We start from the raw sequence: 24,577 nt of genomic DNA, 5'->3' as shown, positions 1-24,577 counted from the left end.
GTGACAGACACACCACCACTACCAGCGTTCAACGACGACGGGTACCGGACCACGGAGCCTGCAATCTCGTTCACGATTGAGCGGATCGTAGTCGCCCGGAGGAACGAGATCTACCGGGCCTGGACCGACCCGGAGCTGTTCAAGCTCTGGATCGTCCCCCCCGGCCAGGAACTAGTATCGCTCTCCGTCGATACTGCCGGTAACGCCGCCTGGCGTACCCAAGGCCAAGCGGACGACGATGCAAGCGTCGAATACGTCCTGGACCCTCAGACGCCGCAACCATACAAAGCCATGGAAACCCAGTTCTTCACATCTGCAGTTCCAGGCATGATGTACGAGCATCCGGTCTACCTGTATCTGGACCTCGACAAGCAGCAGTGGGAAGGCAAGACGACCTCCACGGACTACAAGCTTCGGGTCAGCTACCACAGCGCGACGCTGTGGCGGTACGCGAGCCGGGTCGATCTGCACACCTTCTGGCTGGACGCCACGGAGCGCCTTACGCGCCTCGTCGAGCAGAACAGCATCCTGCGCGAGACGGCGGCCTGACATTAGCCAGACGGCTTTAGGGGACACGGCATCCCGGGAACGGTGAGCATTCCCGGGATGTTCGCGCACCCGAATAGACAGTTCGGCAGTCGGGAAAATCTACCGCCTCTGTGGAATGCAGCTACAAGGGCGTTCCTCAATACCTGCCAGCTGACCGGCAAGCTCAAGCTTAGGACCGGCAGTCATTCATTCCCCCTCTGCGATCCTTCACCCGGCGAATAGATTCGGCTGCCGGGTGCCGAAGGCCTGCTGATGGCTGCACGTCTGTGTCAGGCGCAGATAGACGTCGTAGAGGTCGGCATGCTTGCTGAACCTTTGCTGGAGGCGCGCCAGATCGTAGGTGTCGCGTCGCTGGCACGGCGGGCACTTCACGACGAACATAGCAAGGACGACGCGCATGCGTTTCCCTCGGCCTACCTGCGGGCCCTCCTTGCGGATCTCTGCAGCCCCGCCCAATCACCGGACCGCTTGATCGCGTCGACGCCGGCTCCGCGTCGGCGTCTTCTGGCATTCTCGGGACCGCGTAACCTGTGCGCAGCATGTGACGCGCCGTCTATATTGAGCGGGACAGCGGCTCAGCGCCATTGGCACCGTCCGCAGCCACCACAGAGCCGGGAACCAGCCGTGCGTGAGCCCCTCTCCCGCGCCGAAAAGGGCGCCTTCAACCTTCCAGAATTCCTCCGGTGGTCGGGCCTTGGCCGCACGAAGACTCTCGAGGAGATCGCCGCCGGCCGCCTGCATGCTGTGAAGGTAGGGCGCCGGTTGCTGATCCCGGTCTCGTCCGCCGAGCTCTGGCTCTCCGCACAGCCAGCAGCCCGTTACCCCGGGACGCAAGCCTGAGAACAACACAATCTTGGCCGCGCCTTAATGTCATTTCGATCAGCCGCGTTTTGTTGCACTAGAATTTTGTTTATTCCAGTTAATCTTCAAAGCCTTATGAATACGAAGCATCAATTCATGCTTCGATCCTGAAGTCGAAATAACTTCATCTGTGTGATATCCCTCCTCATTAGCGGCGCTCATTAGACAATCTAAATAATAATTAGCGTCATGGAGTTCGTCCTGTTCGCCCGGGTCGGCTCTCGCTATGACCTCTTCCTCGATCCATTTTTCTATCCAATCTGCAATCTCGCTTGATTGCGATGAGGAGTTTGTCGTTTCCATTTTTTGTCCGGATTATTTGCGAAAAGGTGTTGAGATTGACTTGTGTCTCGGATCGCGAATCTAAGCATGCTTTTGCATCGACGTAAATATCGGCAGTAAGCATCGCCTGTGCATTTGTCCCCAACGGTGCATCGCGTGCCTTCGGCCAATTCTAGCTACACACGTCCTCCCCCCGCTGCTCAGCGCACCGAATCCTTTGACCGCAGCTCGAGCGACGCGAGTCCAGCCATTGGGGTAACACCTGCGCACACGCAGCCGTCCCCAAGTTCTGCACTGTTCACGTCCGGCACAAGTGTTCAAAGCTCGAGCACTCTTACCCCTACACTTGGGGCACAAACGGACTAATCGACGACCGCCGATCTGCAGTCAGATCGCAGACCTGATGCCAGAGCCGGTCCACGGCTGAGGCTGAGCGTCGAGCGTTTCCTCCTCCAGCGCCCGCACATAGCTCGCTTATACGCGATACGTCCGCTTCTGTCGTAGCCATCACGCTTCTCTCTCGCTTGATTTTTGAGGGAGCCTGATGACCCGCTACGACCTGTTCCAGTTGCGCCTGTGCGCCCACACCGCCCTCCTGCGGCCCGAACGGTCAAGATCGAGCGGATCCGCCCCCGATCGTTCGCTCGTCAAATGGTTCGTCGACCATGCCGGCCGGCTCGGCTGCGGCCCGTTGCCGACCCTCGATCTCGGCGATCTCGAAATCGGCATCGGCGAGGTCGAGGGTCGGACTTGGATCGCCCTCAAGCCTGTCGTGGAGGCCCTAACCGCGGGCCGGCGGGTACCACCGCCCTCGTCGCTCGAGCGGCGCTTGGCTTGGCTATGTCGCACGCTCGCCCTCCCGCCCCTCGACGGAGCGATCCTGAAGCTCGCCGTCCGATCCGCGCTCTTTCGTCCCTTCCAATCCCTCGCGGCGCTGGCCGGCGAGTCGCATTCGGGGCGCGACGAGATCAACGTAGCGGGCCTTGCCGCACTGACCGCCCACCCGCTCGAGCGCGTACGGCAGCGCCTGAAGACCGTGTGTCCGCTCCGGCTGCTCGGCCTGCTCGAGGACCGCAAAGGCGGCGATTACGCACCGTCGGGCACCGTTCTTCAAATCGCGCGGCTCAGCGCCAGTGGAGATGAAGCCCTGCGCGCCGCGCTGCTCGGACGTTTCGCACCGGCCCACCTACAGTGGGATGACTTCGCGCATCTGGGCGAGATCCGCGACCTCGCAGAGGCACTCGTCGGTGCCGCCCTCGCTCGGCGCAGCCGAGGGATCAACCTGTTGGTGCACGGAGCCCCTGGCACCGGAAAGACTGAGTTTGCCCGCACCCTGGCTGAGCGCTTGGCGGCGCGCGCCTGCTTCGTCGGTGAGGCGGATGAACTCGACGCTGAGCCGAATCGTCGGGATCGCGTCGCCGCTTTCGCGGTTGCCCGGGCGTTGGCCGCCCGGGCAGGCCGCATGCTCCTCGTCGTTGACGAGGCCGATGATATCTTCACGGGCGTCGACGAGGATGATGCTGGCAAGCGCCGGGGCTCGAAGGTGTTCATGAACCGCCTCGTGGAAACCACGGAGGCGCCGACGGTGTGGATCACCAATCACCCCGAGCGCCTCGGGCCCGCCGTCATGCGCCGGATGGCGCTGGCGGTCCGCCTGCCGGAGCCCGGACGTGAGCGGCGACGGATCATGATCGGGCGCATCGCCGCACAGCGGGGCCTGGCGCTCCCGCCCCGGGATCTCGATGGCCTCGCCGACATCGAGGCTGCTCCAGCGATCCTAGACAGCGGGCTGCGGGTGGCCAAGCTCACCCGTGGCGGCGCGCGAGCGGCGGCCCTCTCCGCGCGATCGATCCAGCAGACGCTGCTCGGGCGCGTATCCCTGACCCCGCGCAAGCCTGCGCTGTTCGATCCCGCCCTGTCGGCTGCCGATATCGATCTCGCCCACCTCGCCGATCGCGTGGCAGCTTGCCCCGGCCGGGCGCTGTCGTTCTGCTTCCACGGTCTGCCGGGTACCGGCAAGAGCGCCTACGCCCGCTATCTCGCGTCGCGACTCGGGGTCGACGTGATCGAGCGCAAGGCGTCCGACCTGTTGTCGATGTGGGTCGGTGGGACCGAGCAGGCGATCGCCGCCGCGTTCGCTGAGGCGGCCGAACGCGGCGCGATGCTCGTCCTCGACGAGGCCGACTCCCTGCTGCGCGACCGCGCCGACGCACGCGCGAGTTGGGAGGTGAGCCAGGTCAACGAGATGCTCACGCACATGGAGGCGGCGCAGCATCCGTTTGCCTGCACCACCAACCTGATGGAGAGCCTCGACCCGGCCACGCTGCGCCGGTTCCTGTTCAAGGTCGAGTTCCGTCCCATGACCGCGGACCAGGCGCGGCACGCGTTCGAGACTCGATTTGGAGATCCCGCACCTGCGGGCCTATCCGACCTCGAGCCCCTGGCGCCCGGTGACTTCGCCGTTGTCGCGCGCAAGGCCTCGGTCCTAGGCGTCGCCGACCCGGCCGGATTGTTGGCGCTTCTGTCAGCTGAAGTCGCGGTCAAACCGCAGGCTGGGCGAGCCCGCATTGGCTTCTGCCCGTGATGCGGGCAGCGCGCATGCCACCGGCGGGACCGGATGCGACCCTCGCGTCGCATGCCGATCGTCCGCTACGGCCGTCGACCATCCTACCCATTCAGGCCCTCGCATGGTCCCCGAGCGCCGCACCCGTCGCAAAGGTCCAATGGGTTCAGGAGGTTTGTGGGCAATGGAGCCTAAACCCAGGCAGGAGACGACCATGCCAAAACCCAAACGTTACGTAGCGGCTCAGTCCTCGATGGTGTTCGCGGTCACCCCGGTGGACGAGGAGCCGGTCGTGCGTGACTCGGAGCGCCTGGCCCACGCGGTCGCCCGTACCTTCGCCGCGATGATCAACGTCGATGTCGTCGGGGCGGACGCGCTACCGCTTCGACACGTCAGCGGACAGCATGCGCTCCTCGCCGCCCACGATATCCTGGACGGACACCTGCGAGTCGTCGATCCACGCGCGCGGGAGACGGTCACATACGAGCACGTCGAGGCCATGGTCGTCGCGGGTTGGTCCGCTATCGTGTGAGCGGACGCGGTGCACCGCGCGAGGGATCATCAGCCCGTCAGTGTGACTATCAGCGTGAGCCCAGTCCGGATTTCGTGCGCGTGGAGGAACGCGAGGAGGCAGACCACGGCGACGGCGAGCGCGCGCGAGTTCGTTCTGCGCGATAAGCAGAAGGCGATCCAGGGGCAGGTCGACGCGATCTGCCGAGCTTACTAGCAGGGGATGACGACGCCGTGCTCGTGCCGGCGAACCACGCGCGACTTGAGGTTGCCTTCAGCATCATGATCGACCTGGACGATCAGCAGTTCCACGAAGTCCTCGACGCGATCTCCGCCGAGCTGATCGCGACCCTCGTGGCCAAGAAGCTCCTCGACTGTGACCCGCCGACGACGAAGCCCGCTTCGACCGAGCCTTTGGGACGGGGCTTTCCGCAGATCGCGATCGAACAAGAGCAGGCGCCGGCCGTGCCGTGATCCCGTGGTGGAGGACGAACGGTATGGGCATTAGGACAGCGGCCCCTCGACATCGTCGAGCAGCCAGATGTGGGAGAGGGCTCGCCGATCGCCCGCGGCGGCGCCAAGCCCTGGCGGTACCCACGCGCACAAGGCCGGTCCTATCAAACGCGTGTTGCCCCGCTGGAGGCGCACCAGCAAGGGGCCAAGCGCGACCTGGATTTCATCGGTGAACGTGAGCGGGTCGGCCGCCTGCACGACGCACTCGTCGCGCATCCTCAACGACGCGCAGAAGTTCCACAGGTCGAACGTTGCGCTCGTCACAAGCCCATCCCAGCTCATGGGCGCGCCCTGCTCCTGGCCGTACCACGTCGTGCCCGCGGCCGCGTATCGCCGCAGGCGGGCAAGCAAGAGGTCAGCGGTCGCAGCATGGAAGCGGACGTGGTCCGCTGTCTCGGCGCGCGCGACGTCCCGTGAAACTGCGGTCCGGCAGCGCGGACAGCTATCGGCGGTTAGCGTTTCGGCGAGTCCCCGCACGAGCGTCGCGGCCGACACGAACGGCCCGGTGTCGAGTTCGCGCAGTCGCTCGAGGGCGCAGTGGGTTTTCTCCGAGGTGATATGGGTCCACCGATCCGCCCAAGGCAGGCTGTCGAGCACGCGCAGAACGGTCGCGAGTACGGTGTGGGGTCGGGCTTCGAGGGCGACCGCCGATGCAACTGCCCAAGCTGGATGGGTGGTTGGATGCGCAAACGCACGACCCGTTCCGAGCGTGAGGGCGGATGGGACGGCGGCGAAGAGCCCGAGGACCTCACGGCGTGGGACGGCGCGCGCGCGCCTTGCCGGTGCGCGCCCAGATTCTGCGCCATCGGTGGGGCTGCGGGGGGATGATTTGGGCCGCGGCGCGTCGATGATCCAGAGGTCCCCGGACCACGCGAGGTCGAACGCCCATCCGCACACGTCGACCGGACCGGGGTGTGCCGCAGTGAGAAGCGCGCTGGTGATAGCGTCATAGAGGCCACGCACTGCGCAGGCGTAGGTAATTCCGCCGCGCTTCTCAGTGAGCGCGGTGGTGCAGGCGGCGTCCTCGATCCAGTCTTGAAAACCACGCGCCGCCGCGTCCGTGATCAACGCCGGGGTGGGGGGCGGTGTCCAGGCGCGCGCCTCGAGGGGGATGCGGCCCGGGCAACCCCAGACGCTGTGGAGCTGCAGGTAGGTGAGGTAGAGCTCGTCCGCGAAGTCGGTGAGGGTCTGCCGTGCTGCCTGCGCCATGATCATCCATCCGATGTTCCTCCTTCGTGACCAGACTGCGGGATCGATCCGCGACGCGGTTCAATCCATCGTTCGGTTTCTAAGGATCGCAGGAGCGTCCAGGTCAGTCCCTGAGCCCCCATTGCATCGCGCGCATTCGGAGCACTGCGGCGGTCGCGTGTGGTGGGCGGAAGGCTATGAGCGCCAGCGCCGTTTGGTCGTGGTCGGGCATCACTGTCGCGATCCAGACGCGGTCCGCATCATCCGCGTAGGCCGCTGTAATGCAGGCGTCGAAGCGCTCGAGTGTGAAGCTCGGAAAGTCCCGCTTGCGCAGGAGCTGCAGCAGCACGCGGGCGCCGCCATAACCCTCGGCTGTTAGAGCGCCGAGGGCGGCGCGCAGCCGCGCCCCGACCTCGGTGTCCCCCTGCCCCGCCACGACCACCGCGCGCCCGTCCACTGTGAGATCCCCGCCGGCCCCCGTCGCGACCGTAATGTCGGAGAGATCGCAGCCGATGAGACCGACCGACCGCTGCGACCGCTTCGCGCTCGGCGCTTGCATGAAGTTCGGGTTTCGGATCATTGCGCGCTCCGCCGGGAAGACCTCGGATTTCAGTCGAGGACCCACCCAGCCGCGATCAGAGCCTCGGCGTCAGCGTAGGAATGGACGGCCCCGCTTACCCGATCGACGACGCTCAGCGGACCGCCTAGCCGATCCGCGCCCGCCAGAATGCCGAAGCGGCCCGCGCTGTGCTTGAGGCACAACTCAGACGTCAGGGGGGCGGCTTCCAGCGCAGCGCGCGTCCGCGCTTGGGCCACCCGCGACCACTCCGCGTTCTCGTTCATCGTCAGCGCTCCCCGATGCCTCGGCCCCGATCGGCTGCGCGCCGCGGCCGTCGGTCACCGAGGTAACCGGGCGTTGCGACAGAATCGGACGTGGAGTCGCCGCGGAGAGGCTTATCGCGACGCGGGTCGCCTCCAGGGATCTGTCCGCGGGTGGTCGCCGCGGCCAGAGCACGCGCCCGACCATCAGCCCGAGGCGACGGCAGAACAGCGCCACGCCGATGCACCAGGCGATGCCACCCAGTACGGCCCTTACGAGCGCGGAAATTTCTGCACCTAGCACCAGCGCAGCGCGGTCGAGCACTTTCAGCGTCGCCCGCGTCTTCGAACCGAAGCGCGCGGCCAGCCGCTCGATTCGCACGACCTCAACGGGTGAACGGGCGAGCGATAGGGCCTGGAGCACGCCGCGCGCACCGGTGATACCGTAGAGCTGGTAGACGTTGCGGCCGAGGTCACGGAGCGCGCCGACCTCGGTCGGTCGGATCGCTGCGACGGCTGCTGCACGCAAGCCGTCGATGTTCATGCGCCGGCCGGCCTGGAGCAGGGCCTCGACGGCGGCCGGGTCGACGCACGCGCGCACCATCCGCGTCAGGCCAGCTGTCAGCGGCTCCGATAGACGATGCATTTTGCGGGCGACCTTCGTGATCGTCACGCCGCCCCGGGCCGCCAGGCCGAGGCCCCCTATCCACGTCGTGGCAGTAGTGGCGAGCCCGACGGTCGCCAAGCCGACTACGACGCGATCACAGGCCGGATCTCCGCGTGCACATAGAGGCGCTTCACGCACCAGATCGCGGATGTCACCCACGCCGGTAACATCCGCGGCCAAGGTTCCGGCGAGGCCGGCCGCGCTGTCGGCTTCGCCCGTCATCGCGCCTGCGGCGAAGGCGCGGGCCGAAAAATAGGCGGTACTGCTACGCAAGGTCGCCAAGCGCTCACGCTGGTCGGCGCTGACCGAGATGCCGCGGCCGTCTGCGAGGTCGATGAAGCTTTGGGCGAGTTCGTCGTCCTCGGCCGCGAGTGCGGCGTCGATCTCGGCGGCCACGCGCTCCGAGCTTAGGACATCCTTCAGTCGCAGATCGGCGAGCGCGGGCGGGGCTTCGGCTGCCCGCAGCACCAGGGCTGCCCTGCGGGCCTGCGGGAGCAGACGAGCCCCCGTGCCCGCAAGGACGATCCCAGTGAGCGCGAGCAAAGACCAGGCAATGATGGTCCGGAGGGTCATGGACGCCCTGCGATCGATACGGCGGGCGCCACCTTAGCGTGTCCCCGCCAGTTCGGCAGCCGTCACGGGCCGCGGCCGGTCAGACGGTCGCGCTCGGCCACCGCCGCGCGGGCGAGCGCAGCGAGCTCTGCCTTCGGGGTGAACGGTGCCGCCGCTCGCCGTCGGGCCTTGGCGACGCAGGCATGCGCCGCCTTCCAGGCAATGGGGTCTCGTCCCAGCAAACGCAGGAGGGTCGCGCCGGTGCCCTCCCCCGATTGCCGGTTCGCTAGGAGGGCGTCGCACTCGTCGCGGACCATCGTTAGAAGCATCGTTCCATCGGGGCGTGCCTCGGCGTCGTCGCGCACGACGCCGGCATCCTTCAGGGCCTGTACGCTCTCTGCCTCGAGTGTGCAGGTGACGAGACCGCCTCGCTCGGCGATCCGCTCGGCCCGGCGGCCTTCCGCCTGAACTTGGGCGATCTCGCCTCGTCCAATCGTGCGCGTTCCCCACCCCATGCCTGCCTCCAGAGCTCGCGACGGCCGCTAACCCGCCTCGGGCCTTGATCGGATCGTCGTGAGAGGTAAACCTCATCCCTACGACAGAAGCGGACGTGGAATCAGGGTCGACGCTGATGGGGACGCGCTACGCACCCGCCGAGCGCCTGCTGGCCTTAGGCCTCGCGCTGGCTGAAGCGCGCGGCGGTCTGACGCTCGAGCAGATGGCTGAGACCGTCGGCGTCAACCGGCGAACCGCTGAGCGGCTGCGTGACACGCTGCACCGACTCCTGCCGGACGGTCTCCTTTCGTTCACCCGTGACGACGGCACGAAGAGCTGGCGCGTTCCGGCTGGGCGCTTGGCGCCGCTTCAGACCCCAGCGCTCGAAGAGCTTATGGAGCTGCGCGTCGCGGCGGATCGGGCGCGACGCCAAGGGCTCGTCCACGAGGCAGGGCGACTGAATACCCTCGCAGTCAAGCTCGAAGCCAATCAAAATCGGCAGGCGTTCAGACGCGTCGACGTGAACCTCGAGACTTTGTTTGCCGCGACTGGTGTCGTTGTCCGACCTGGTCCCCAGGAGACCATCGCGCCGGAGATCATCCTGGGTCTGCGGGAGGCTGTCCTCGCCTGCCATTCAGTGCGCCTCGTCTACAAGCGACGCGACACGGGCTCGCTCTCCTACCCGATCCTGCACCCCTACGGCTTTCTTACGGGCTCGCGCACCTACCTCGTCGGCTTCAACCCGCATCCGGACGTCTGCGAGCATCGCATCTACGCGATCGCCAACATCGAGCGGTTGCGCCTGACCGGTGAGACCTTCGTGCGAGACGAGAACTTCGACTTGCCGGCCTATGCCGCCCGGTCCTTCGGCGCGTTCTGGGATGGTGAGACCTTCGACGTGGCGTGGCGGTTCGCACCCGAGGTTGCAGCTGATGCACGACGGTTTCTCTTCCATCCCCAACAGCACGTAACATTGAACGAGGACGGCAGCGTCACCGTCGCCTTCCGCGCCTCAGGGCTCAGCGAGATGGCGTGGCACCTCTTCACCTGGGGGGCGCATGTCGAGATCCTGGCCCCGCAGGCGCTGAAGCAGCGGTATCGTGTCTGCCTGGATGAGGCGACAGCCGCGCTGGATCGCACGGCCGACTGAGGTGTTCTCCATCTCGACGGTGGGACTGGCGGCCTCGTCAGCCGCGGGCCCAAATCCGGATTTTTAGCCGATTGGGAACGTGCTGGAGCACGTGCCGGTAGTGCTGCGGCCAGCTTCAGGCTCCGTCGGGGCCGGCCAGATCGGAGACGAGGTATGCTGGCACGGCCCGGGCCGTGGCGCCAAGCACCACCTCCGCCATAAGGCCGTCCTGCGCGGTGAAGTCCGTGTAACTGAAGCCGAAACCCGCCCCCGAACGGATCGGACACAGGACCTCGGGTGGGCACGCGTTGCCCCGGTACAGACATCGTAGGTCGCCACGCCGTCGCCGCCGACGTACAGGATGCTGATGCAACGCGGTCCGTGATCGTCGCAGTACTCGGCGCGCCGCCCGAACACCGTCCAGTGGGCGGGGGGCGGCTGCACCATCCCGAGTGTGAGCCCCTCCCCCGTCGCACGAGCGATCTCACGTCTATTGGCGCCAGCGAGACTTGGCGTCCAGCCGTTTGGCGTGCGCTGCGCGTCGGTGACGTCCACCGAGCCGAAGACGCGATATCCGGCGAGGCCCAGTTCCTGCGCCGCTGCGCGGGCCGCCTCAACCCCGCCACCGTAATCGGCATAGACGAACGAATGCCCGGCGCTACAGCCACTTCACGGGGAAACCGTGGAACCCGCCCGCGGGGTAGTAGGCGGAGGCGTGCAGGATGTCGGTGAGCGGAAGCGGGCGCCCGACGAGGACCGACATCGTGCTCTCGCTGAGTCGATCGAGTATGGGACGAGTTGAGAGCGCAGCGCGGGGCTCAGGAGCGGCATGAGCGTTTTATCCCTCATGGTTGGGCCTAGCCCGCGCTGAACCGGTTCCGCCGGCGCCCGACGTGGCGTAGCCGAACGGGTCGAAGAACAGCCCATCCCGCCGAACGAGATGTTATCGCTGTCTCGCTCCTTCACAGACGCCAAACCACCCAGCCCGTTGTCAGGAGCCTTAAGCTTACATCACGATATCTCACACTGTGCGCTTTCTATTGCGGACTTGTGTGTCCGCCTTTCGCAAATACCAATGTCGGCCCGAAGGAGATCAACCATCTTGTTGTGATACGATTTTATCGCACTGCTGTCCCACGTATGATTCTTTGCAATCTCTGCCATCTCGCTGAGTTTTGGACTCTGCGCCACAATTCGATCGTAATTTGCTTTCGTAGAGGGCAGAGAGTTCGTGAACTTCGAATTGTCGGGAGCGGTAATAAGCACAAGATTTCCGAATAGATCACAATCAGCGCGAGACTCAAGCACGCCGTAGGCCGCTTGAAGCTCGGTGTCTGGGCTCTGCGGGTAAAAGTGCTCGATCGAGTTGCGGAAAATGAACCGGAAATCTCTCTTCCGGGAGGCGGTTGCCAGCAGATAGTCGACGTAGGTGAACACAATTCGGCTGATGTCGAATCCCTGCTTAGGATTTCCTGACGCTGAGAGATGACTTCGGACTTCTTCGCGCGCGTACTCGCGGAGCTCGTTGTGTATCCGCCATACCACGCTTTCGGCTGAATGGGCTGAATGGTGAGCGTTGACGGTCCGTAGGACGAGGGTGATCCAGTGCATCGTCCGCGGAGACGTGTAAGTTACTCGCAGCATTGACTCGATTAGAAGAAGATCATTCGTGGTCGAGTCTTCCTCGCAATCATCCTCAACTTCGATCGCAGCAGAGGCCGCGGTGTTAATGTACTGGGGCGAATTTTTGTTTCCTCTAACCAAGCGTTTAACAGACCAATCGCCTTCATCAAGGTTTGTGGCGGTGAACTGCCTCTTCAGTACGTAGGCGTCGAAGTAGTTCCGGCAGCGCAGCAGCAGGACAAGGAACTGATGCGCCTTACTGCGCAGCGTAACCCCATCTGTAATCTTAGGATCGAATGCGTTCGAAAAGCGATAGATTAGTTTCTTATCATCCAAGCCAGCGTCATCAGCGTCGCCGTCTTCTTGCCAAACGCTCAACGTATGTAGTAAAAGAGTTGGAAATTCGATCGTCGAACGGAAACGAGCGTTATCCTCATCTTCTGACAACGAAGGCGCGCCGGCGGCCGCATATTTAAGCAACGCAGCGTCGAGTGTCAGCCACTTATCGGAAAATTCGACGGAGTTGGCCTCATTCGCGTTGTAATTACCTACGCGGTGAACCTCGAGAAGCTCGCCGAACGATGAATCAGAGCGTAGCCATGCCCAGTCTTCGCCAAACAAACGCGCCCGGAGTTGGGGATTTTCGCGCGTTAAGGTCATTTGGACGTAGGAGTCCATATCAGCGCAGGCCTCCCAGACCCATGCAAAGCATGCCTGCTCGTCAGTGCTGAGCAGTCCCATAAGGCGAGCTTTGACGATGTCTACCTGCTGGAGCTGCTGCCCACGCGTGTTCATAATCTCGAAATAACGGTTCAGGTCGGTTTTCTTCGGCAGAACCGCTCTCACGAGGTTAACGTGGTTTCGCAGGTACGCAGCGAATCGGGTGCGGTCGTCGCCCTGTATCTTTTGGAGCATGAACTGACTGATAATATTGTAACCCCGATAAATCCTTTGATCTTCATCATCAGCAGTGTCAGCGGTTGGGCCGGCGCGCCCAAGCTGTTTAATTGTAATACGCCGTAGCGCGTAACTCGATTTTGGCCGAGATTGGTATTGCAGACGGTCCCTGTAGCCACCGGGAATTTCGTGGCCCCAGACTTGGAAGAAAAATGTCAGTAAGAGGTAGAGCGTTGTCAGTCGTTGCTGGCCGTCGATGACCTCGTAGTCAGTCAAATGGGAGCCGCGCTCGGTGACAATTAGATTGCCGAGAAAGTAAGATTCGTCGCCGTTGTGCATCGCATCAGAGACGTCGTTGATGAGCTGCTCGATCTGCTCCGCGTCCCAAGCATAATTGCGCTGGTAGATTGGAATTGTGTAGCTCGCATTGATGTCGCCGAACAGCGCGTCGACGGAGAGGAGGCTCGCGGTGGTCATCGTGGTCCCAAGTTCTTCAGCACAGCAGCAAGCGCGTCCTCATGTCCGTCCATGTACTGCTTACTTGAGGACGAAAGCTCATAGATTGTCCGGCTATTTTCCGCGTTCCGGAGTAGGCCGAACGCTGAACGCGCGTCGATTCCCTGGGCTAGCTTGTCGATGGTCCGGAACTGAACCCGCAGGAACTGGACGCGCGGAGTGAAGGACCAGGCGAACAGCCTCTGCCGAGCGGCTTCCAGATCGTCGTCGCCAAACTTGTTCGTGAAGTAAAGCAGCGATGCTAAATACAGCTCAGTGACGTACCTGTACCTGCGGCCGGAGGGAGCTTCGTTGAATATCTCACCGTCGTTGGTGTGCTCGCCTAGGCGGTAGGAAGCGAATTTTTCCCATCCCTCAAAGGCCGTACGTCGCAATTCGGTCAATTCGCCAAGCATGAACGTGACCATTTCGAAGAATCCGCGACCGGCCGTCACCGGTGCATCAAGTTGAAATCGAGTCCTGTTCAGATTTCGTGCGCTAAGTTCACCTGCGCTTGATGCCCAGGCGCTCAACAACGGAACCGCTGCTTGGGCCGCTAAGTGATAGCGGGCACTCGGCGCCTTAATGTCAGCCAGTCCGATTCCCTTGAACATCCCTATGTCACGGGCAGTGAAGGTCGGTGCAGCTTCGCCGCGGATCCAACGAGCAATCCTGTACAGGAATGTCGAAAATAAGCGGTCGAGATCGCGGTCCGAGACTGACTCCCACTTCTCGACCACGGCCGCCATCATCGGCTCGGATTCCTTTCGCATCTCGCGCAGATGGTGCGCTTTGAGAAGGTCGTGCGGGGCGAGCGGCTTGCCGCGATAATTTTGCGAGTCAAAAACTCGGAATGCTTCATCCATGTCGGTGGTGACAACCCGGACGAACTGGCATTCAGCCCCGATATAATTCGCGATATCCATCCTTCGACTATTTGGCCACATTCGGACCCGACGGCTAAGCGCGTTCCACGCGAGCGCGACAGGATTGTTTGGAATCGCCGCGAGTTGCTCCCCGCCATCTCCGTTGAGGATCGCCAAAATCATCTTGAGAGTTAGCAATCTTTGCTGACCATCGACTATGTCGAGGATGATATCACTAGAATTTATTTGATGCAGGATCACTGCTCCAAGGACATATGGAATCTCGAACCGTTCTTCATCTTGGAAGGCATCGCTGATATCGTCGAGCAACTGCAGAGCAGTCGACGGTTCCCATTGGTACGGGCGCTGGTACGGCGGGACCCGTAATTCTTGTTTGATCAGCTCGCCAACGCTAACAACGCTGACTCCCTCCCGACGAATCGCCATCCCTTACAATTCTCTCAACTCGCCCTGATGATCTGACAGCCGTGATTTAGTTACTGCCCTCTCGCAAAGATGCAACAGCCTTGTGCCCTGACCGGCTGGCTTTGGGCCACGCTAGATGTTTGGTCCCGGGATTTGGTGGAGCGGGTTTGACCTGAAGCGACCGGGCTCGGCAGACCATGCTTTGCAGATGGCCTCGTAGGGCGTGAGGCCACGCAGGGTCTTCAGGCGGCGGCCGAAATTGTAGGCGCTGACGAAGTCGGCCAGATGGGCGCGGAGCTGCGCGTGGCTGTCATAGTGGTAGCGCTTGACCGTCGCGTCCTTGATCGTGCGGTTCATTCGCTCGACCTGCCCATTCGTCCAGGGGTGCCGCGTTTTGGTCAGGCGATGGTTGATATCGTTGCGGGCACAGGCGGACTCGAAGCTGTGGGCTCGGAAGGTCTCGCCGGCTGCAATCGCTTCCTTGATGATGGAGGCGGCCGAGGCAACGTTGCCGGGTGTCGTGAAGTGGGTACCGTTGTCGGTGAGCACCGTGTGCACCTTGTAGGGCACGGCCTCGATGAGATGGCGGAGGAAGTCACCCGCAACCCGCCGTGTCGCCTTCTCATGAAGCTCAACGAAGGCGAACTTGGTCGTGCGGTCGATGGCGACGAGCAGGTAGAGCCGCCCTTCGGCCGTGTGAACTTCAGCCAGGTCGATGTGGAAGTAGCCAAGCGGGTAGGCCTTGAAGCGCGATCGCTTGGGCTTGTCGCCGTCGACCTCCGGCAATCGGCTAATGCCGTGGCGCTGCAGGCAGCGGTGCAGCGACGAGCGGGTCAGGTGCGGGATCGTGGCCTGGAGCGCGTAGAGGCAATCGTCCAGGGGTAGGAGTGTATGGCGGCGAAAGGCGACGACGACCGCCTCGTCCGCCGGTGACAGCACCGTCGAACGCGGATCCTTCGGACCCGTGGGCTGGTCGGCGACCGAGGTCCGCTGCCGCCACTTAGCGACTGTCTTCTGGTTGATTCCGTAGCGCTTCGAGAGCGCCCTCAGGCTCGCTTGACTATGCTGGATCGCTCGACGGATCGCCTCCGTCGTTGTGGCGCTGCCGTGAAGAACCTGGCCCATAGCGCGTCCCTCCACTCCGACGTGAAAAGTGCACCATCAAACCCCGGGATCAAACATCTAATTGAGAGGATTACCCAGGACCGGAGAGGTTGGGGACGAAGCGAGGACAACGGCCGATCGCGGCATAGGTCGTGTTGCTTCTGTGCCAGATCAAGGCACAGCCTGTAGCAAGGCAAGTGCACCGTCGTAGCCTGCAAGGAGACGGACGTCTCCGAACAGAAGCTGCGCGACCAGTGCCTGCGCCAAAAGATTTTTGACATATTGGGGAAGAAGTAGATCATGATCGATCTACGGCAGAATACATATTGCCGCCTCCAGCCGCGTTTGTCCTTAGGCTATCGGGTGCCCACGCCCATCAGCTTTCTGGGTTTGGCCTTGTGGCTACCTGCGGTCACCGCCATGCAGTAACCTCACATCTGGCCTGCTCCGAAATACTGGTTGGCTCCTCCAGCAGACACCTCCAAATTTAGCGTCGCTAGACGCGAATCTGATGGGCGCCCCCCCTCAAGCGCGACACCTTCCTGTTCTCTGGATCTTCAATCAGGGTGGGTTCGCCTGAAGCGGAGGCTTTAAGCCGCTGCTCCGGGCGACCCTTCGGCCATGACACCGGAGGAGTGGATGCTGGGCGCGTTCGCGACCGCCGCTTTGACTCGAACGCTGATGTTGCGACGCGATGCCAGACACGCTCCGATCGGCTTCATCCGTACGTTGCGATCCGGCTCCATTCGCGCAATTGCACTCCTATGCCACCGCCGCCACAACAACCTGTGGTAGATGGGTTCGGCACCATGTCATGGCCACGCAGTCGGGTGGGCACGGAGAGAGTATGGCAGCGTCGACGTACGAGTTTGGCCGACTCTCGCCGACCTTTCTGGCCACGTTCCTCGGCTGCTTGACTTCGGCGGCTTGGACGCTCGAGAAGCGACGCGGCTTGCGCCCGGAGCCCAAGGCGGCTGCAGACGCACAGGCCGCGCTCATCCAGCGCAAGGGACAGGAGCACGAAGACCGCTGCCTCGCCGCGCTCCACGGGCCGCCTGTCGCGATCACGCGCGACACACCGGAACGATGCACGATGGAGACGCGCGCCGCGATGGACCGCGGCGTGCCGCTGATCGCGCAGGCCGCGCTCGCGGACGGGCCCTGGATCGGCTACGCCGACTTCCTCATGCGTGTCGAGGCCCCCTGCCCGACCCGGGCTTGGTCCTACGACCCGTGGGACGCCAGGCTCGCCCACGCCGCGCGGCCCGAGCACGTCATGCAGATCGCCCTCTACGGCGATCTGCTGGCGCGGGTGTAGGGGCGCGTGGCCGAGCACGGTGCGCTGATGCTCGGTAGCGGTGACGCAGCTGTCGCCCACGTGGTCGAGCGGTTCCGCCCCGCCGACGTTCGGCACTACGTCCGCCGGGCCGCCCGACGCCTCGAACTGTTCGCGCAGGAAACGCCGGTCGGCTTGCAGGGTGAGCCGTGCGGCCATTGCGGCAAGTGCGGGTGGGGGACGGCGTGCGACGCGGCGTGGACGGAGGCCGACCACCTCTGCCGCGTCGCCGACATTTCCCGCCGCCAGCGCCAGCATCTTATTGAGGCTCACGTTTCGACCGCGGCGCTGCTCGGCGGGCTTGCCGGGGTCCGAGGCACGCCAGCTCATGGCCGGCCTCGTTGGGTTTCATCGGCGGGAACAGAAGCCCGCGTGGTGGGCCTACTTCGACCGCCAGGAACGCGGGCTCGAGGAGCTCCAGGAGGGTGAGGAGTGTCTCGCCGAATGCCGCCGTGACGGCGAGGATTGGCTCGGAACAGAGGCGCGCAGCTTCACCTACCGCTTCCACTATCCCGAGCAGGAGACCAAGCTGCGCGCGGGCAGCGAAGTGTGTCTCGCGGCGGGCGGGGCCTCTGCCGGAGAGATCATCGCCGTCGACGAGGCACGCCGCCTCGTCACGCTCAAGCGCGGCAAGAAGAGCGGGCCTCCGCCGGAGGAGGCGAGCTTCATCCCCGGACAGCCCTTCCGCGTCGACGTACTGCGTCAGGCGGTGTGGACGGTCGCGGCGGACCTGGCTGCGGGCGGCGCGGGCTACCCGCACATCGCCGCGCTGCTGCGGCGCGAGCCGCCCCGTCTCACCGGACGGACGGCGGGAAGCCCCGTCATCCCACCTGATGCGTGCAATGATCCCACCCAACTGTTGGCGGCGGCAATCGCGGCGGTGCGCACCCTCGATCGCTCCTGGCTCGTGATCCAGGGGCCGCCTGGGGCCGGCAAGACCTACACGATCTCCCACCTCATCGCGGCGCTGATTGCTGATGGGAAGACGGTCGGCATCGCCTCAAACAGCCACAAGGCGATCGACAACGTGCTCCACGCGGTCGAGACACGACTCCACGGGGCCGGCCGGCCTGTCGCGATCCTCGGGCAGAAGAAGGACGGCGCGGGCGACGACAGGTTTGCCGGCCGAGGCTACATCGCGAGTGTCGCCGATAACAAGAGGGTCGACACGAGCCTGCCCATCCTCGCGGGCACCGCGTGGTTGTTCGCCCGCGAGGATCTGCGGGCGAGCCGCGACGTGCTGTTCGTGGACGAGGCCGGCCAGGTCTCGCTGGGCAACCTCGTGGCCATGGCGCAGGGCGCGCGCTCGCTCGTGCTCGTTGGCGACCAAATGCAACTCGCCCAGCCGATCCAGGGCGCTCACCCGCGCGACAGCGGCGTCTCAGCCCTCGACCACCTCCTCGGAGGTCACGCGGTGGTACCGCCGGAGCGCAGCATCTTCCTCTCGCGCACTTGGCGGATGCACCCTAATCTGTGCGGCTTCATTTCGGCGGCCGTCTATGACGGGCAGCTTCGCTAAGAGGCGGGCTGCGCCCAGCAGCGACTGGTTCTCGGCCCCGACCCACATCCGGCCCTGAAACCCGCAGGTCTCGCCTTTCGGCCGGTCGCGCACGTCGGCTGCCGGCAGAAATCGGAGGCGGAGGCGGAGGCGGAGGAGGTGTGTGCGATCTTGGACAGCCTGCTCGGACAGCGCGTGGTCGACCGCCGGGGGGGGCGATCGCGCGATGACGCTCGACGACGTGCTCGTGGTCGCCCCCAACAACATGCAGGTCAAATTTGTTGAAGAGCCGCCTGCCGGTCGGGGCGCGCGTCGGCACGGTCGACCGGTTTCAAGGGCAGGAGGCGGAGGTAGTCCTGGTCTCGATGGCGACCTTTGGTGCGGAAGACTTGCCGCGCGATGCGGCGTTCCTGCTCTCCCGCAACCGCTTCAACGTCGCCATCAGCCGGGCGCGGTGCCTCGCCGTGCTCATCGCCTCACCGGGACTGCTCGACCTCGTGGCTGAGAGCGTCGAGGAGATGCGCTTGACCAACCTGTTCTGCTGGGCCGCGGAGACTGCGGCGTAGATCAGCCCGGTCCGAGGCCATCGATACGCCTCGCGTTTCGATATTCCTACTCCGCTCGGAGCACGCCGAAGCATCATCCCGCTGCAGAATCACTCGCATGCCCGCTTACGTGGTCGACGCGCGCTCAGTCGTTTTGCCGATCCGGCACAACCTGCAGGACGACTACAAGATCCGGTTCTCGGTCCTCAAGGAGCCGATCCAAAATGCGGACAACGCGGAAGCCGCGAGTCTCTCGGTCGACCTGCGAGAGGGGATAGCGGGTGTCGTAAATCCGCTACTGGCCGCCCCGGGGCCTGCTCGTCGTCAAAGACGGCCATTCCAGCGTGAGGGAAGAGCGGGGCATCCAGTACAGCTCGGCCACTGGCATGACGAACGAGACGGGCTCGGCAGGCCGGTTCGGCGTCGATCAGAAGGCAGTCTTTAACCTCTGCGAAGCCCTCGCACTAACGCCGACTGCACAGGGCGAGGGCTTCGCGCCCTCCATCGTCGATCCCTACCTCGAAATTGAGACGACCTGCCCGACCACTAACAGGGTGTTGAAAAGTCCAGACAGGTGGAATTTGGATCTACATCTTGTGTGGCCATATGGAAACCGCACCCACCAGCAGTATGTTGTCTCAATCTTCTGACGTGCATTTCGACTTTTCCAACAGCCTATTAAGGCCTGAGAGAGCATCGAGGTGAACCCTTCCTACCTATACTTGCCGCACGGCAAGGCCGTCGCCGGTTGTAAATCGACCTTGACGCACTTGCCCTGCAAGTAGGAGCTAGCTAGCATACGTTCCACCGCCGGCAAACTTGCCGGCGCGGTTGGGCTCGCATAAATATGGTGTCTTGTGTCCTTCTTCCGATTTGGCAGCCCTGCCACTGATGCTGTTGAAATTGGGTTTCGCTGCGGGGCGAAGGGAACGCACACCAGTCGAACGATTATGTTCGACGAACTACAACAGGTCTTCGCTATCGTTCCTGCGGGTGCAAAGCGCGAAGAATACGCCCAGGCCATCATTAAGGGGAATTGTCTCTCAAAGGTGACCGCGGCGACACGGCGGCTAACCAACCAGCGCCTAGGAGAACTTTATGCGCTCGCCCCTCATGTGCCCGCTTTTCGAGTGTTCCGGCGTTTGTGGGACGTTGAGCCTCAAGGGCGTTCCCTACTTGCCATCCTGATGTCTATTGCCAGAGATCCGCTTCTCGCGGCAACTGCGCCTTCGATTATGTCGCTTCCAGTTGATGGCGAGCTTGGGCGCGATTCCATGAAGAGCTTGTTGCAGGCCGTAGTCAGCGGACGCCTGAGCGCGAATACACTCGACAAGGTCTGTCGTAATGCGGCGAGTTCCTGGGCACAATCTGGGCACTTGGAGGGTCGCGTTTTCAAAAAGCGGCGGCAAGTCAAGGCGAGTCCGAGCGCAGCAGCATTTGCACTCTACCTTTCTCATGCTGCTGGTTTCCGGGGTGCCGAGATTTTTTCGAGTGACTGGCTCCGTGTCCTGGACTGCGATCCTTCGCGGGCGCGTCAGATGGCTCTCGAGGCCAAGCGTACTGGCCTGATTGATCTCCGCATATCTGGCGAGGTGGTCGATATTAATCTGTCTCGGCTTGATCCCTGCTCGGCTAGACCGAGACCATGACGCGTATTGAGGATCTTGCTGAATCTTTCGGTCGTCACATTGCCACATCCTGGCAGAGAACCGTCGCGGGTGCGCAACGGGTCGTCATAGTTGTCTACGACAAGGAGCTCGAGCGCACCCTCCGCGCTCGAAAGCTGGCGTTTGAGACCGCAGCGCGAGAAGCCGGACACGAATGGCGCGAGCTCGATTTGGCGGACGCGTTCGCGCAATGGATGGCTGCTGACGAATACAAGGATGAATACTTCATGTCGCCTGAAGACATTCAGCTCAAGCTTGAGGCTGAATTTCACGTGTACGTCGCGGATTTGGTTCGGTCGACTCTGTGCAGGGCCGATGTGACGGAGAACACCGTCGTTGCCCTCCTAGGCACCGGATCGCTGTTCGGGCTCGCTCGCATCTCGGAGGTGCTGCGAATTATCGAGGGGGACATCGAAGGCCGGCTAGTCGTTTTTTTTCCGGGTCACTTTGAGCGCAACAACTATCGCCTGCTGGATGCGCGCGACGGCTGGAATTACCTCGCCGTACCCATCACGACGCACAACGAGTGAGGATTGGCATGAAGATCAAAGAAACGCTGCTCCGCGATCCCGCCGTTCATCCTCTCGTAAACCAAGGCCAGGCGCGCATATCTGATAATCGTAATGAAAAATCACAAGCCGAACTTCGCGGCGAACTCGAAACTTTCGTCTGCGAAGGGCAGTATGCCGACGGCATCCAGAAGATCGTCCAATCATTTCTCGACAATAGCGGAAAGACGAGCCAACGCGGGGCATGGGTTAGCGGCTTCTTTGGAAGCGGAAAGTCCCATCTTCTAAAAATGCTTTGCCATCTTTGGCAGGACACACGTTTCTCGGACGGTGCCACGGCGCGCAGCCTTGTTCCGTCAATTCCGGAAGATCTAAGGGAACTGCTGCGCGAACTGGATACCGCCGGCAAGCGCGCGGGCGGCCTGATCGCGGCCGCAGGCGCTATGCCAAGCGGAACGACTGACAACGTTCGTCTGACCATTCTCTCGATCCTTCTTCGAGCGGTCGGACTGCCAGATCAATATCCGCAGGCACGGTTTTGCCTGTGGCTTCAGTCGCAAGGTCTGTTTGAAAAAGTGAAGGCGGCGATAGAAAGGGGCGGCAAGGCGTTCGAGCGGGAGCTCAACGATCTCTATGTCAGCGGCCCCATCGCGCGAGCCTTGATGGAATCTGACAGTCAGTTCGCTGCCAGCGAGGCCGAGGCAAAACAGCTGCTGAAGGCACAATTTCCTCCGCAGAAATCGGACATCACCACAGATGATTTCCTTCGGGTGGCGAAGCAAGCGCTGCGACTGGCCGGCCGCGACGGTCGTGTGCCCTGCGCCCTGCTCGTGCTCGACGAGGTGCAGCAGTATATCGGTGACTCGAACGATCGATCGGTTCTCGTAACCGAGGTTGCCGAGGCTGTTTCGAAACAGCTAGACAGTCATGTCATTATCGTCGGGGCGGGCCAGAGTGCTCTTACGGATATTCCTTTGCTGCAGAAGCTGATGGATCGCTTCACCATCCGCGTTCCGCTTTCCGATGCTGAAGTGGAAACCGTCACTCGAAGGGTCTTGCTGCAAAAGAAGCCAACGGCTATTGGCGACGTTCGTAGGCTGCTTGATACGCATGCTGGCGAAGTATCGCGCCAACTGCAAGGCACCCGGATCGGCGAAGTCGTCGAAGACCGCGCCGTGATCGTTGATGACTACCCATTGCTGCCCGTTCGCCGCCGCTTCTGGGAAAACTGTTTCCGCCAGATCGATGCTGCCGGCACGAGCAGCCAGCTGCGTTCGCAGTTGCGTATCATCCATGACGCGGTTGCCAAGATCTCCGAGAGGCCTCTGGGAGCGATTGTTGCGGCCGACGAACTGTTTGAAGCCCTGGCGCCAGAGATGGTCAATACTGGCGTTCTTCTGCGTGAGATCAACGAGCGGATCATTCAGGTTGGTCGCACTGACGGCGTGTTGGCACAGCGAATCTGCGGATTGGTTTTCCTTATCGGCAAACTGAAGCGGGAAGGTGGGGCTGACATCGGGTTGCGCGCCACCAAGGATCATCTGGCCGATCTGCTGATCGACGACCTTTCTGCAGACAATGGAAAGTTTAGGTCCGAGGTTGAGGCGACCCTGAAGAAGCTCGCCCACCAAGGCGTGCTCATGCCGGTCGGGGATGAGTATCGGCTCCAGACCCGCGAGGGTAGTGAATGGGATCGCGAGTTCCGTAATCGCCAGACCAAGCTGAACAATGATGACGCGGCGATCCAGTTCAAGCGCGACCAGCTCCTCTACGGCGAGATCGACCGAAGGGTGCGCGCGATCAAGGTGATCCAGGGCGCCGCCAAGGAGCCCCGGCAATTTCTCATTCATCGCGAGCAGACGGCGCCCACTGCCGATGGAAGCAGCGTCCCGATCTGGATTCGTGACGGGTGGTCGTGCTCGGAGAAAGATATTGTTGATGCCGCGCGCACGGCGGGCACAGACAGCCCGATCTTGTTCGTGTTTATCCCCCGGCAGTCCGCCGACGATCTTCGCCGTTTGATCGTTGAGGCCGATGCAACGCAGCAAACCCTCGACGCCAAGGGCAACCCGACAACCGCCGAAGGGCAGGAGGCGCGTCAGAGTATGGACAGCCGCCGCGTGCGTGCGAGCGGCGATCGTGACCGGCTGATCCGGGACGTTGTCGCGAACACGAAGGTCTTTCAGGGGGGGGGCGGTGAAGTCCTTCTGACTGCGCTCGACGAGCGCATCAAGATCACGACAGACGCCTCGCTTGTTCGCATGTTCCCACGCTTTAAGGACGCGGACTCGGGCGCTTGGGAAGCGGTGATCAAGCGCGCCCGGGAAGGCGCGGACCACCCGTTCCAGCCGACGGGTCACACCGACAGCACCGAGAAGCATGCAGTTTGTCAGCAGGTCATTACCACGATCGGCGCTGGCAAGTCCGGTTCGGACGTGCGCAAGGCGCTGGGCGGGTCGACTTTCGGCTGGCCTCGCGATGCGGTTGACGCCGCGTTGATTGCCCTCCACCGGCTACAGCACATCACGGCAACGTTGAACGGGCAGGTTGTGCCCGTGGGGCAACTCGACCAGAACAAGATTGCCAAGGCCGAATTCCGCGTCGAACACGCGACGCTCTCGGTCGGCGACCGTTTGATTCTCCGCAAGCTGTTCCAGGCCCTCAGTGTGTCCTGCAAGAGCGGTGAGGAAACTATGCGGGCCGGTGAATTCCTGTCCGGGCTAATTGCGCTGGCTAAGGCGGCCAGTGGCGAGGCGCCAGTTCCCATCGGTCCAGCGACGACAGAGATCGAGGACATCCAGCGGCTGGTCGGCAACGAGCAGCTCGTCGCCGTCAAGGACAAGGCGACGGATTGGGAACACCGAATTAAGGCTTGGGGCGCAACGCGCGATCTTGTTGCCAAGCGTCTTCCCGCCTGGAACATTCTGGAGCGCCTTGCGACGCACGCTATAGAAATCCCCGAGGCGAAATCGCAGCTCGATCAGATCGGCGCGATCCGGTCACATCGCCTTCTTCTCGAAGCCTCCGATCCCGCGAATGGGGCGCGCCAAGCGATTGCCGGTCTTTTGCGCGACGCTGTCCAGAAGAGTCAGACAGCGCACGAAGCGGCGTTCGCGGCGGCCAATACGGCGTTGGCGGCCAACAGCGTATGGGCGAAACTGCAACCTGACGACCAGAATAGTATCAAAGCGGTCGTGGGCCTCTCGGCTCCCACAACGCCAGATGTATCGACGGACGAGGCATTGGCCGACGCGCTGGACCGCAAGCCGCTGTCCAACATCCAGGCCGAAATCGACGCTATCGCCGGCCGGATCAACCATGCCATCGAGCGAGCCGCGCGGCTTCTTGAGCCCAAGGTGCAGACCGTGACGCTGGAGCGTTCGACGCTGCGCGATGCGTCTGAAATTGAGGCTTGGGTCCATCGGCAAAAGGTGGCGCTCCTGGCGAAGATCGCCGACGGTCCGGTGCTCGTGAATTAAGGAC

At 63.0% G+C, this 24,577-nt stretch carries 22 protein-coding genes; 13 read left to right on the top strand and 9 right to left on the bottom strand.

What is annotated here, in order from left to right; genetic code table 11:
- Nucleotides 1-549 (top strand): hypothetical protein, encoded by a 549-nt coding sequence (locus FV234_RS09150; protein ID WP_147828827.1) that lies wholly within the window; start codon nt 1-3, stop codon nt 547-549.
- Between the two features lie 207 nt (nt 550-756).
- Here FV234_RS09150 and FV234_RS09145 read toward each other — a convergent pair whose 3' ends face one another.
- A complete protein-coding gene (locus tag FV234_RS09145; RefSeq protein ID WP_147828824.1) occupies nt 757-948 on the bottom strand; it encodes a hypothetical protein in 192 nt (63 codons plus the stop codon).
- A 225-nt stretch (nt 949-1,173) separates the two neighbouring features.
- Between FV234_RS09145 and FV234_RS26475 the strand changes: the two genes are divergently transcribed.
- Nucleotides 1,174-1,389, top strand: a complete 216-nt coding sequence (locus FV234_RS26475) for a DNA-binding protein (protein WP_210250872.1) — start codon at nt 1,174-1,176, stop codon at nt 1,387-1,389.
- Nucleotides 1,390-1,428: 39 nt separating this feature from the next.
- Here FV234_RS26475 and FV234_RS09140 read toward each other — a convergent pair whose 3' ends face one another.
- The gene (locus FV234_RS09140; RefSeq protein WP_147828822.1) at nt 1,429-1,713 is read right to left on the bottom strand and encodes a hypothetical protein; all 285 of its coding nucleotides are present in this window, start codon (nt 1,711-1,713) and stop codon (nt 1,429-1,431) included.
- 523 nt (nt 1,714-2,236) lie between these two features.
- Here FV234_RS09140 and FV234_RS09135 point away from each other — a divergent pair.
- From FV234_RS09135 to FV234_RS09125, 3 genes are all read left to right on the top strand, one after another.
- Nucleotides 2,237-4,276 (top strand): AAA family ATPase, encoded by a 2,040-nt coding sequence (locus FV234_RS09135; RefSeq protein WP_147828820.1) that lies wholly within the window; start codon nt 2,237-2,239, stop codon nt 4,274-4,276.
- 193 nt (nt 4,277-4,469) lie between these two features.
- Nucleotides 4,470-4,787: a hypothetical protein gene (locus FV234_RS09130; RefSeq protein WP_147828819.1), complete on the top strand. Its 318-nt coding sequence runs from the start codon at nt 4,470-4,472 to the stop codon at nt 4,785-4,787.
- Nucleotides 4,788-4,999: 212 nt separating this feature from the next.
- Nucleotides 5,000-5,239, top strand: coding sequence for a hypothetical protein (locus FV234_RS09125; RefSeq protein ID WP_147828818.1), 240 nt, complete (start codon nt 5,000-5,002; stop codon nt 5,237-5,239).
- Nucleotides 5,240-5,269: 30 nt separating this feature from the next.
- Here the strand turns inward: FV234_RS09125 and FV234_RS09120 are convergent, their stop codons facing one another.
- The 4 genes from FV234_RS09120 to FV234_RS09105 all read right to left on the bottom strand — a co-directional run bounded on the left by FV234_RS09120 (nt 5,270) and on the right by FV234_RS09105 (nt 9,019).
- Nucleotides 5,270-6,493 carry a hypothetical protein gene (locus FV234_RS09120; RefSeq protein WP_147828817.1) on the bottom strand — a complete coding sequence of 408 codons (1,224 nt, stop codon included), beginning with the start codon at nt 6,491-6,493 and terminating at the stop codon, nt 5,270-5,272.
- Nucleotides 6,494-6,590: 97 nt separating this feature from the next.
- Nucleotides 6,591-7,046 (bottom strand): hypothetical protein, encoded by a 456-nt coding sequence (locus FV234_RS09115; RefSeq protein ID WP_147828816.1) that lies wholly within the window; start codon nt 7,044-7,046, stop codon nt 6,591-6,593.
- Nucleotides 7,047-7,229: 183 nt separating this feature from the next.
- Complete coding sequence (locus FV234_RS09110; protein WP_147828815.1) at nt 7,230-8,525, bottom strand: hypothetical protein; 1,296 nt, start codon at nt 8,523-8,525, stop codon at nt 7,230-7,232.
- A gap of 62 nt (nt 8,526-8,587) precedes the next feature.
- Nucleotides 8,588-9,019, bottom strand: a complete 432-nt coding sequence (locus tag FV234_RS09105) for a hypothetical protein (protein ID WP_246686148.1) — start codon at nt 9,017-9,019, stop codon at nt 8,588-8,590.
- Between the two features lie 116 nt (nt 9,020-9,135).
- On the opposite strand from FV234_RS09105, the gene FV234_RS09100 reads away from it, so the two are divergent.
- On the top strand, nt 9,136-10,149 hold the full coding sequence (locus FV234_RS09100; protein WP_147828814.1) for a WYL domain-containing protein: 1,014 nt from the start codon (nt 9,136-9,138) through the stop codon (nt 10,147-10,149).
- Nucleotides 10,150-11,139: 990 nt separating this feature from the next.
- Here the strand turns inward: FV234_RS09100 and FV234_RS09095 are convergent.
- The 3 genes from FV234_RS09095 to FV234_RS09085 form a co-directional block, all read right to left on the bottom strand.
- Nucleotides 11,140-13,125, bottom strand: a complete 1,986-nt coding sequence (locus FV234_RS09095) for a DUF262 domain-containing protein (protein ID WP_147828813.1) — start codon at nt 13,123-13,125, stop codon at nt 11,140-11,142.
- On the bottom strand, nt 13,122-14,456 hold the full coding sequence (locus tag FV234_RS09090) for a DUF262 domain-containing protein (RefSeq protein WP_147828812.1): 1,335 nt from the start codon (nt 14,454-14,456) through the stop codon (nt 13,122-13,124). The genes FV234_RS09095 and FV234_RS09090 overlap by 4 nt, the downstream gene beginning before the upstream one ends.
- A gap of 111 nt (nt 14,457-14,567) precedes the next feature.
- Nucleotides 14,568-15,560: an IS481 family transposase gene (locus FV234_RS09085; RefSeq protein WP_147828811.1), complete on the bottom strand. Its 993-nt coding sequence runs from the start codon at nt 15,558-15,560 to the stop codon at nt 14,568-14,570.
- A gap of 826 nt (nt 15,561-16,386) precedes the next feature.
- On the opposite strand from FV234_RS09085, the gene FV234_RS09080 reads away from it, so the two are divergent.
- From FV234_RS09080 to brxC, 7 genes are all read left to right on the top strand, one after another.
- Complete coding sequence (locus tag FV234_RS09080) at nt 16,387-16,857, top strand: hypothetical protein (protein ID WP_147828810.1); 471 nt, start codon at nt 16,387-16,389, stop codon at nt 16,855-16,857.
- A 346-nt stretch (nt 16,858-17,203) separates the two neighbouring features.
- Nucleotides 17,204-18,394 carry an AAA domain-containing protein gene (locus FV234_RS09075; RefSeq protein WP_147828809.1) on the top strand — a complete coding sequence of 397 codons (1,191 nt, stop codon included), beginning with the start codon at nt 17,204-17,206 and terminating at the stop codon, nt 18,392-18,394.
- Nucleotides 18,395-18,654: 260 nt separating this feature from the next.
- Nucleotides 18,655-18,939, top strand: a complete 285-nt coding sequence (locus tag FV234_RS09070) for an AAA domain-containing protein (RefSeq protein ID WP_187273625.1) — start codon at nt 18,655-18,657, stop codon at nt 18,937-18,939.
- A 365-nt stretch (nt 18,940-19,304) separates the two neighbouring features.
- A complete protein-coding gene (locus FV234_RS09065) occupies nt 19,305-19,568 on the top strand; it encodes a hypothetical protein (RefSeq protein ID WP_147828807.1) in 264 nt (87 codons plus the stop codon).
- A gap of 300 nt (nt 19,569-19,868) precedes the next feature.
- Nucleotides 19,869-20,567 carry a hypothetical protein gene (locus FV234_RS09060; RefSeq protein WP_210250869.1) on the top strand — a complete coding sequence of 233 codons (699 nt, stop codon included), beginning with the start codon at nt 19,869-19,871 and terminating at the stop codon, nt 20,565-20,567.
- Nucleotides 20,564-21,115 (top strand): BREX protein BrxB domain-containing protein, encoded by a 552-nt coding sequence (locus tag FV234_RS09055; protein WP_147828805.1) that lies wholly within the window; start codon nt 20,564-20,566, stop codon nt 21,113-21,115. The genes FV234_RS09060 and FV234_RS09055 overlap by 4 nt, the downstream gene beginning before the upstream one ends.
- Before the next feature lie 8 nt (nt 21,116-21,123).
- Nucleotides 21,124-24,573 carry a BREX system P-loop protein BrxC gene (gene brxC / locus FV234_RS09050; protein ID WP_147828804.1) on the top strand — a complete coding sequence of 1,150 codons (3,450 nt, stop codon included), beginning with the start codon at nt 21,124-21,126 and terminating at the stop codon, nt 24,571-24,573.
- Nucleotides 24,574-24,577 lie beyond the last annotated feature (4 nt).

It is taken from the genome of Methylobacterium sp. WL8 (genome assembly GCF_008040045.1).
Taxonomy (GTDB): Bacteria; Pseudomonadota; Alphaproteobacteria; order Rhizobiales; family Beijerinckiaceae; genus Methylobacterium; species Methylobacterium cerastii.
The sequence above is the reverse complement of the archived record's forward strand: the minus strand, read 5'-3'. Positions and strand labels throughout refer to the sequence as shown.

Coding starts and splice junctions, on each gene's coding strand:
- FV234_RS09145 (WP_147828824.1), bottom strand. CDS start 948: ATGCGCGTCGTCCTTGCTATGTTCGTCGTGAAGTGCCCGCCGTGCCAG.
- FV234_RS09140 (WP_147828822.1), bottom strand. CDS start 1,713: ATGGAAACGACAAACTCCTCATCGCAATCAAGCGAGATTGCAGATTGG.
- FV234_RS09135 (WP_147828820.1), top strand. CDS start 2,237: ATGACCCGCTACGACCTGTTCCAGTTGCGCCTGTGCGCCCACACCGCC.
- FV234_RS09130 (WP_147828819.1), top strand. CDS start 4,470: ATGCCAAAACCCAAACGTTACGTAGCGGCTCAGTCCTCGATGGTGTTC.
- FV234_RS09120 (WP_147828817.1), bottom strand. CDS start 6,493: ATGATCATGGCGCAGGCAGCACGGCAGACCCTCACCGACTTCGCGGAC.
- FV234_RS09115 (WP_147828816.1), bottom strand. CDS start 7,046: ATGATCCGAAACCCGAACTTCATGCAAGCGCCGAGCGCGAAGCGGTCG.
- FV234_RS09110 (WP_147828815.1), bottom strand. CDS start 8,525: ATGACCCTCCGGACCATCATTGCCTGGTCTTTGCTCGCGCTCACTGGG.
- FV234_RS09105 (WP_246686148.1), bottom strand. CDS start 9,019: ATGGGGTGGGGAACGCGCACGATTGGACGAGGCGAGATCGCCCAAGTT.
- FV234_RS09100 (WP_147828814.1), top strand. CDS start 9,136: ATGGGGACGCGCTACGCACCCGCCGAGCGCCTGCTGGCCTTAGGCCTC.
- FV234_RS09095 (WP_147828813.1), bottom strand. CDS start 13,125: ATGACCACCGCGAGCCTCCTCTCCGTCGACGCGCTGTTCGGCGACATC.
- FV234_RS09090 (WP_147828812.1), bottom strand. CDS start 14,456: ATGGCGATTCGTCGGGAGGGAGTCAGCGTTGTTAGCGTTGGCGAGCTG.
- FV234_RS09085 (WP_147828811.1), bottom strand. CDS start 15,560: ATGGGCCAGGTTCTTCACGGCAGCGCCACAACGACGGAGGCGATCCGT.
- FV234_RS09080 (WP_147828810.1), top strand. CDS start 16,387: ATGGCAGCGTCGACGTACGAGTTTGGCCGACTCTCGCCGACCTTTCTG.
- FV234_RS09075 (WP_147828809.1), top strand. CDS start 17,204: ATGGCCGGCCTCGTTGGGTTTCATCGGCGGGAACAGAAGCCCGCGTGG.
- FV234_RS09065 (WP_147828807.1), top strand. CDS start 19,305: ATGACGAACGAGACGGGCTCGGCAGGCCGGTTCGGCGTCGATCAGAAG.
- FV234_RS09060 (WP_210250869.1), top strand. CDS start 19,869: ATGTTCGACGAACTACAACAGGTCTTCGCTATCGTTCCTGCGGGTGCA.
- FV234_RS09055 (WP_147828805.1), top strand. CDS start 20,564: ATGACGCGTATTGAGGATCTTGCTGAATCTTTCGGTCGTCACATTGCC.
- brxC (WP_147828804.1), top strand. CDS start 21,124: ATGAAGATCAAAGAAACGCTGCTCCGCGATCCCGCCGTTCATCCTCTC.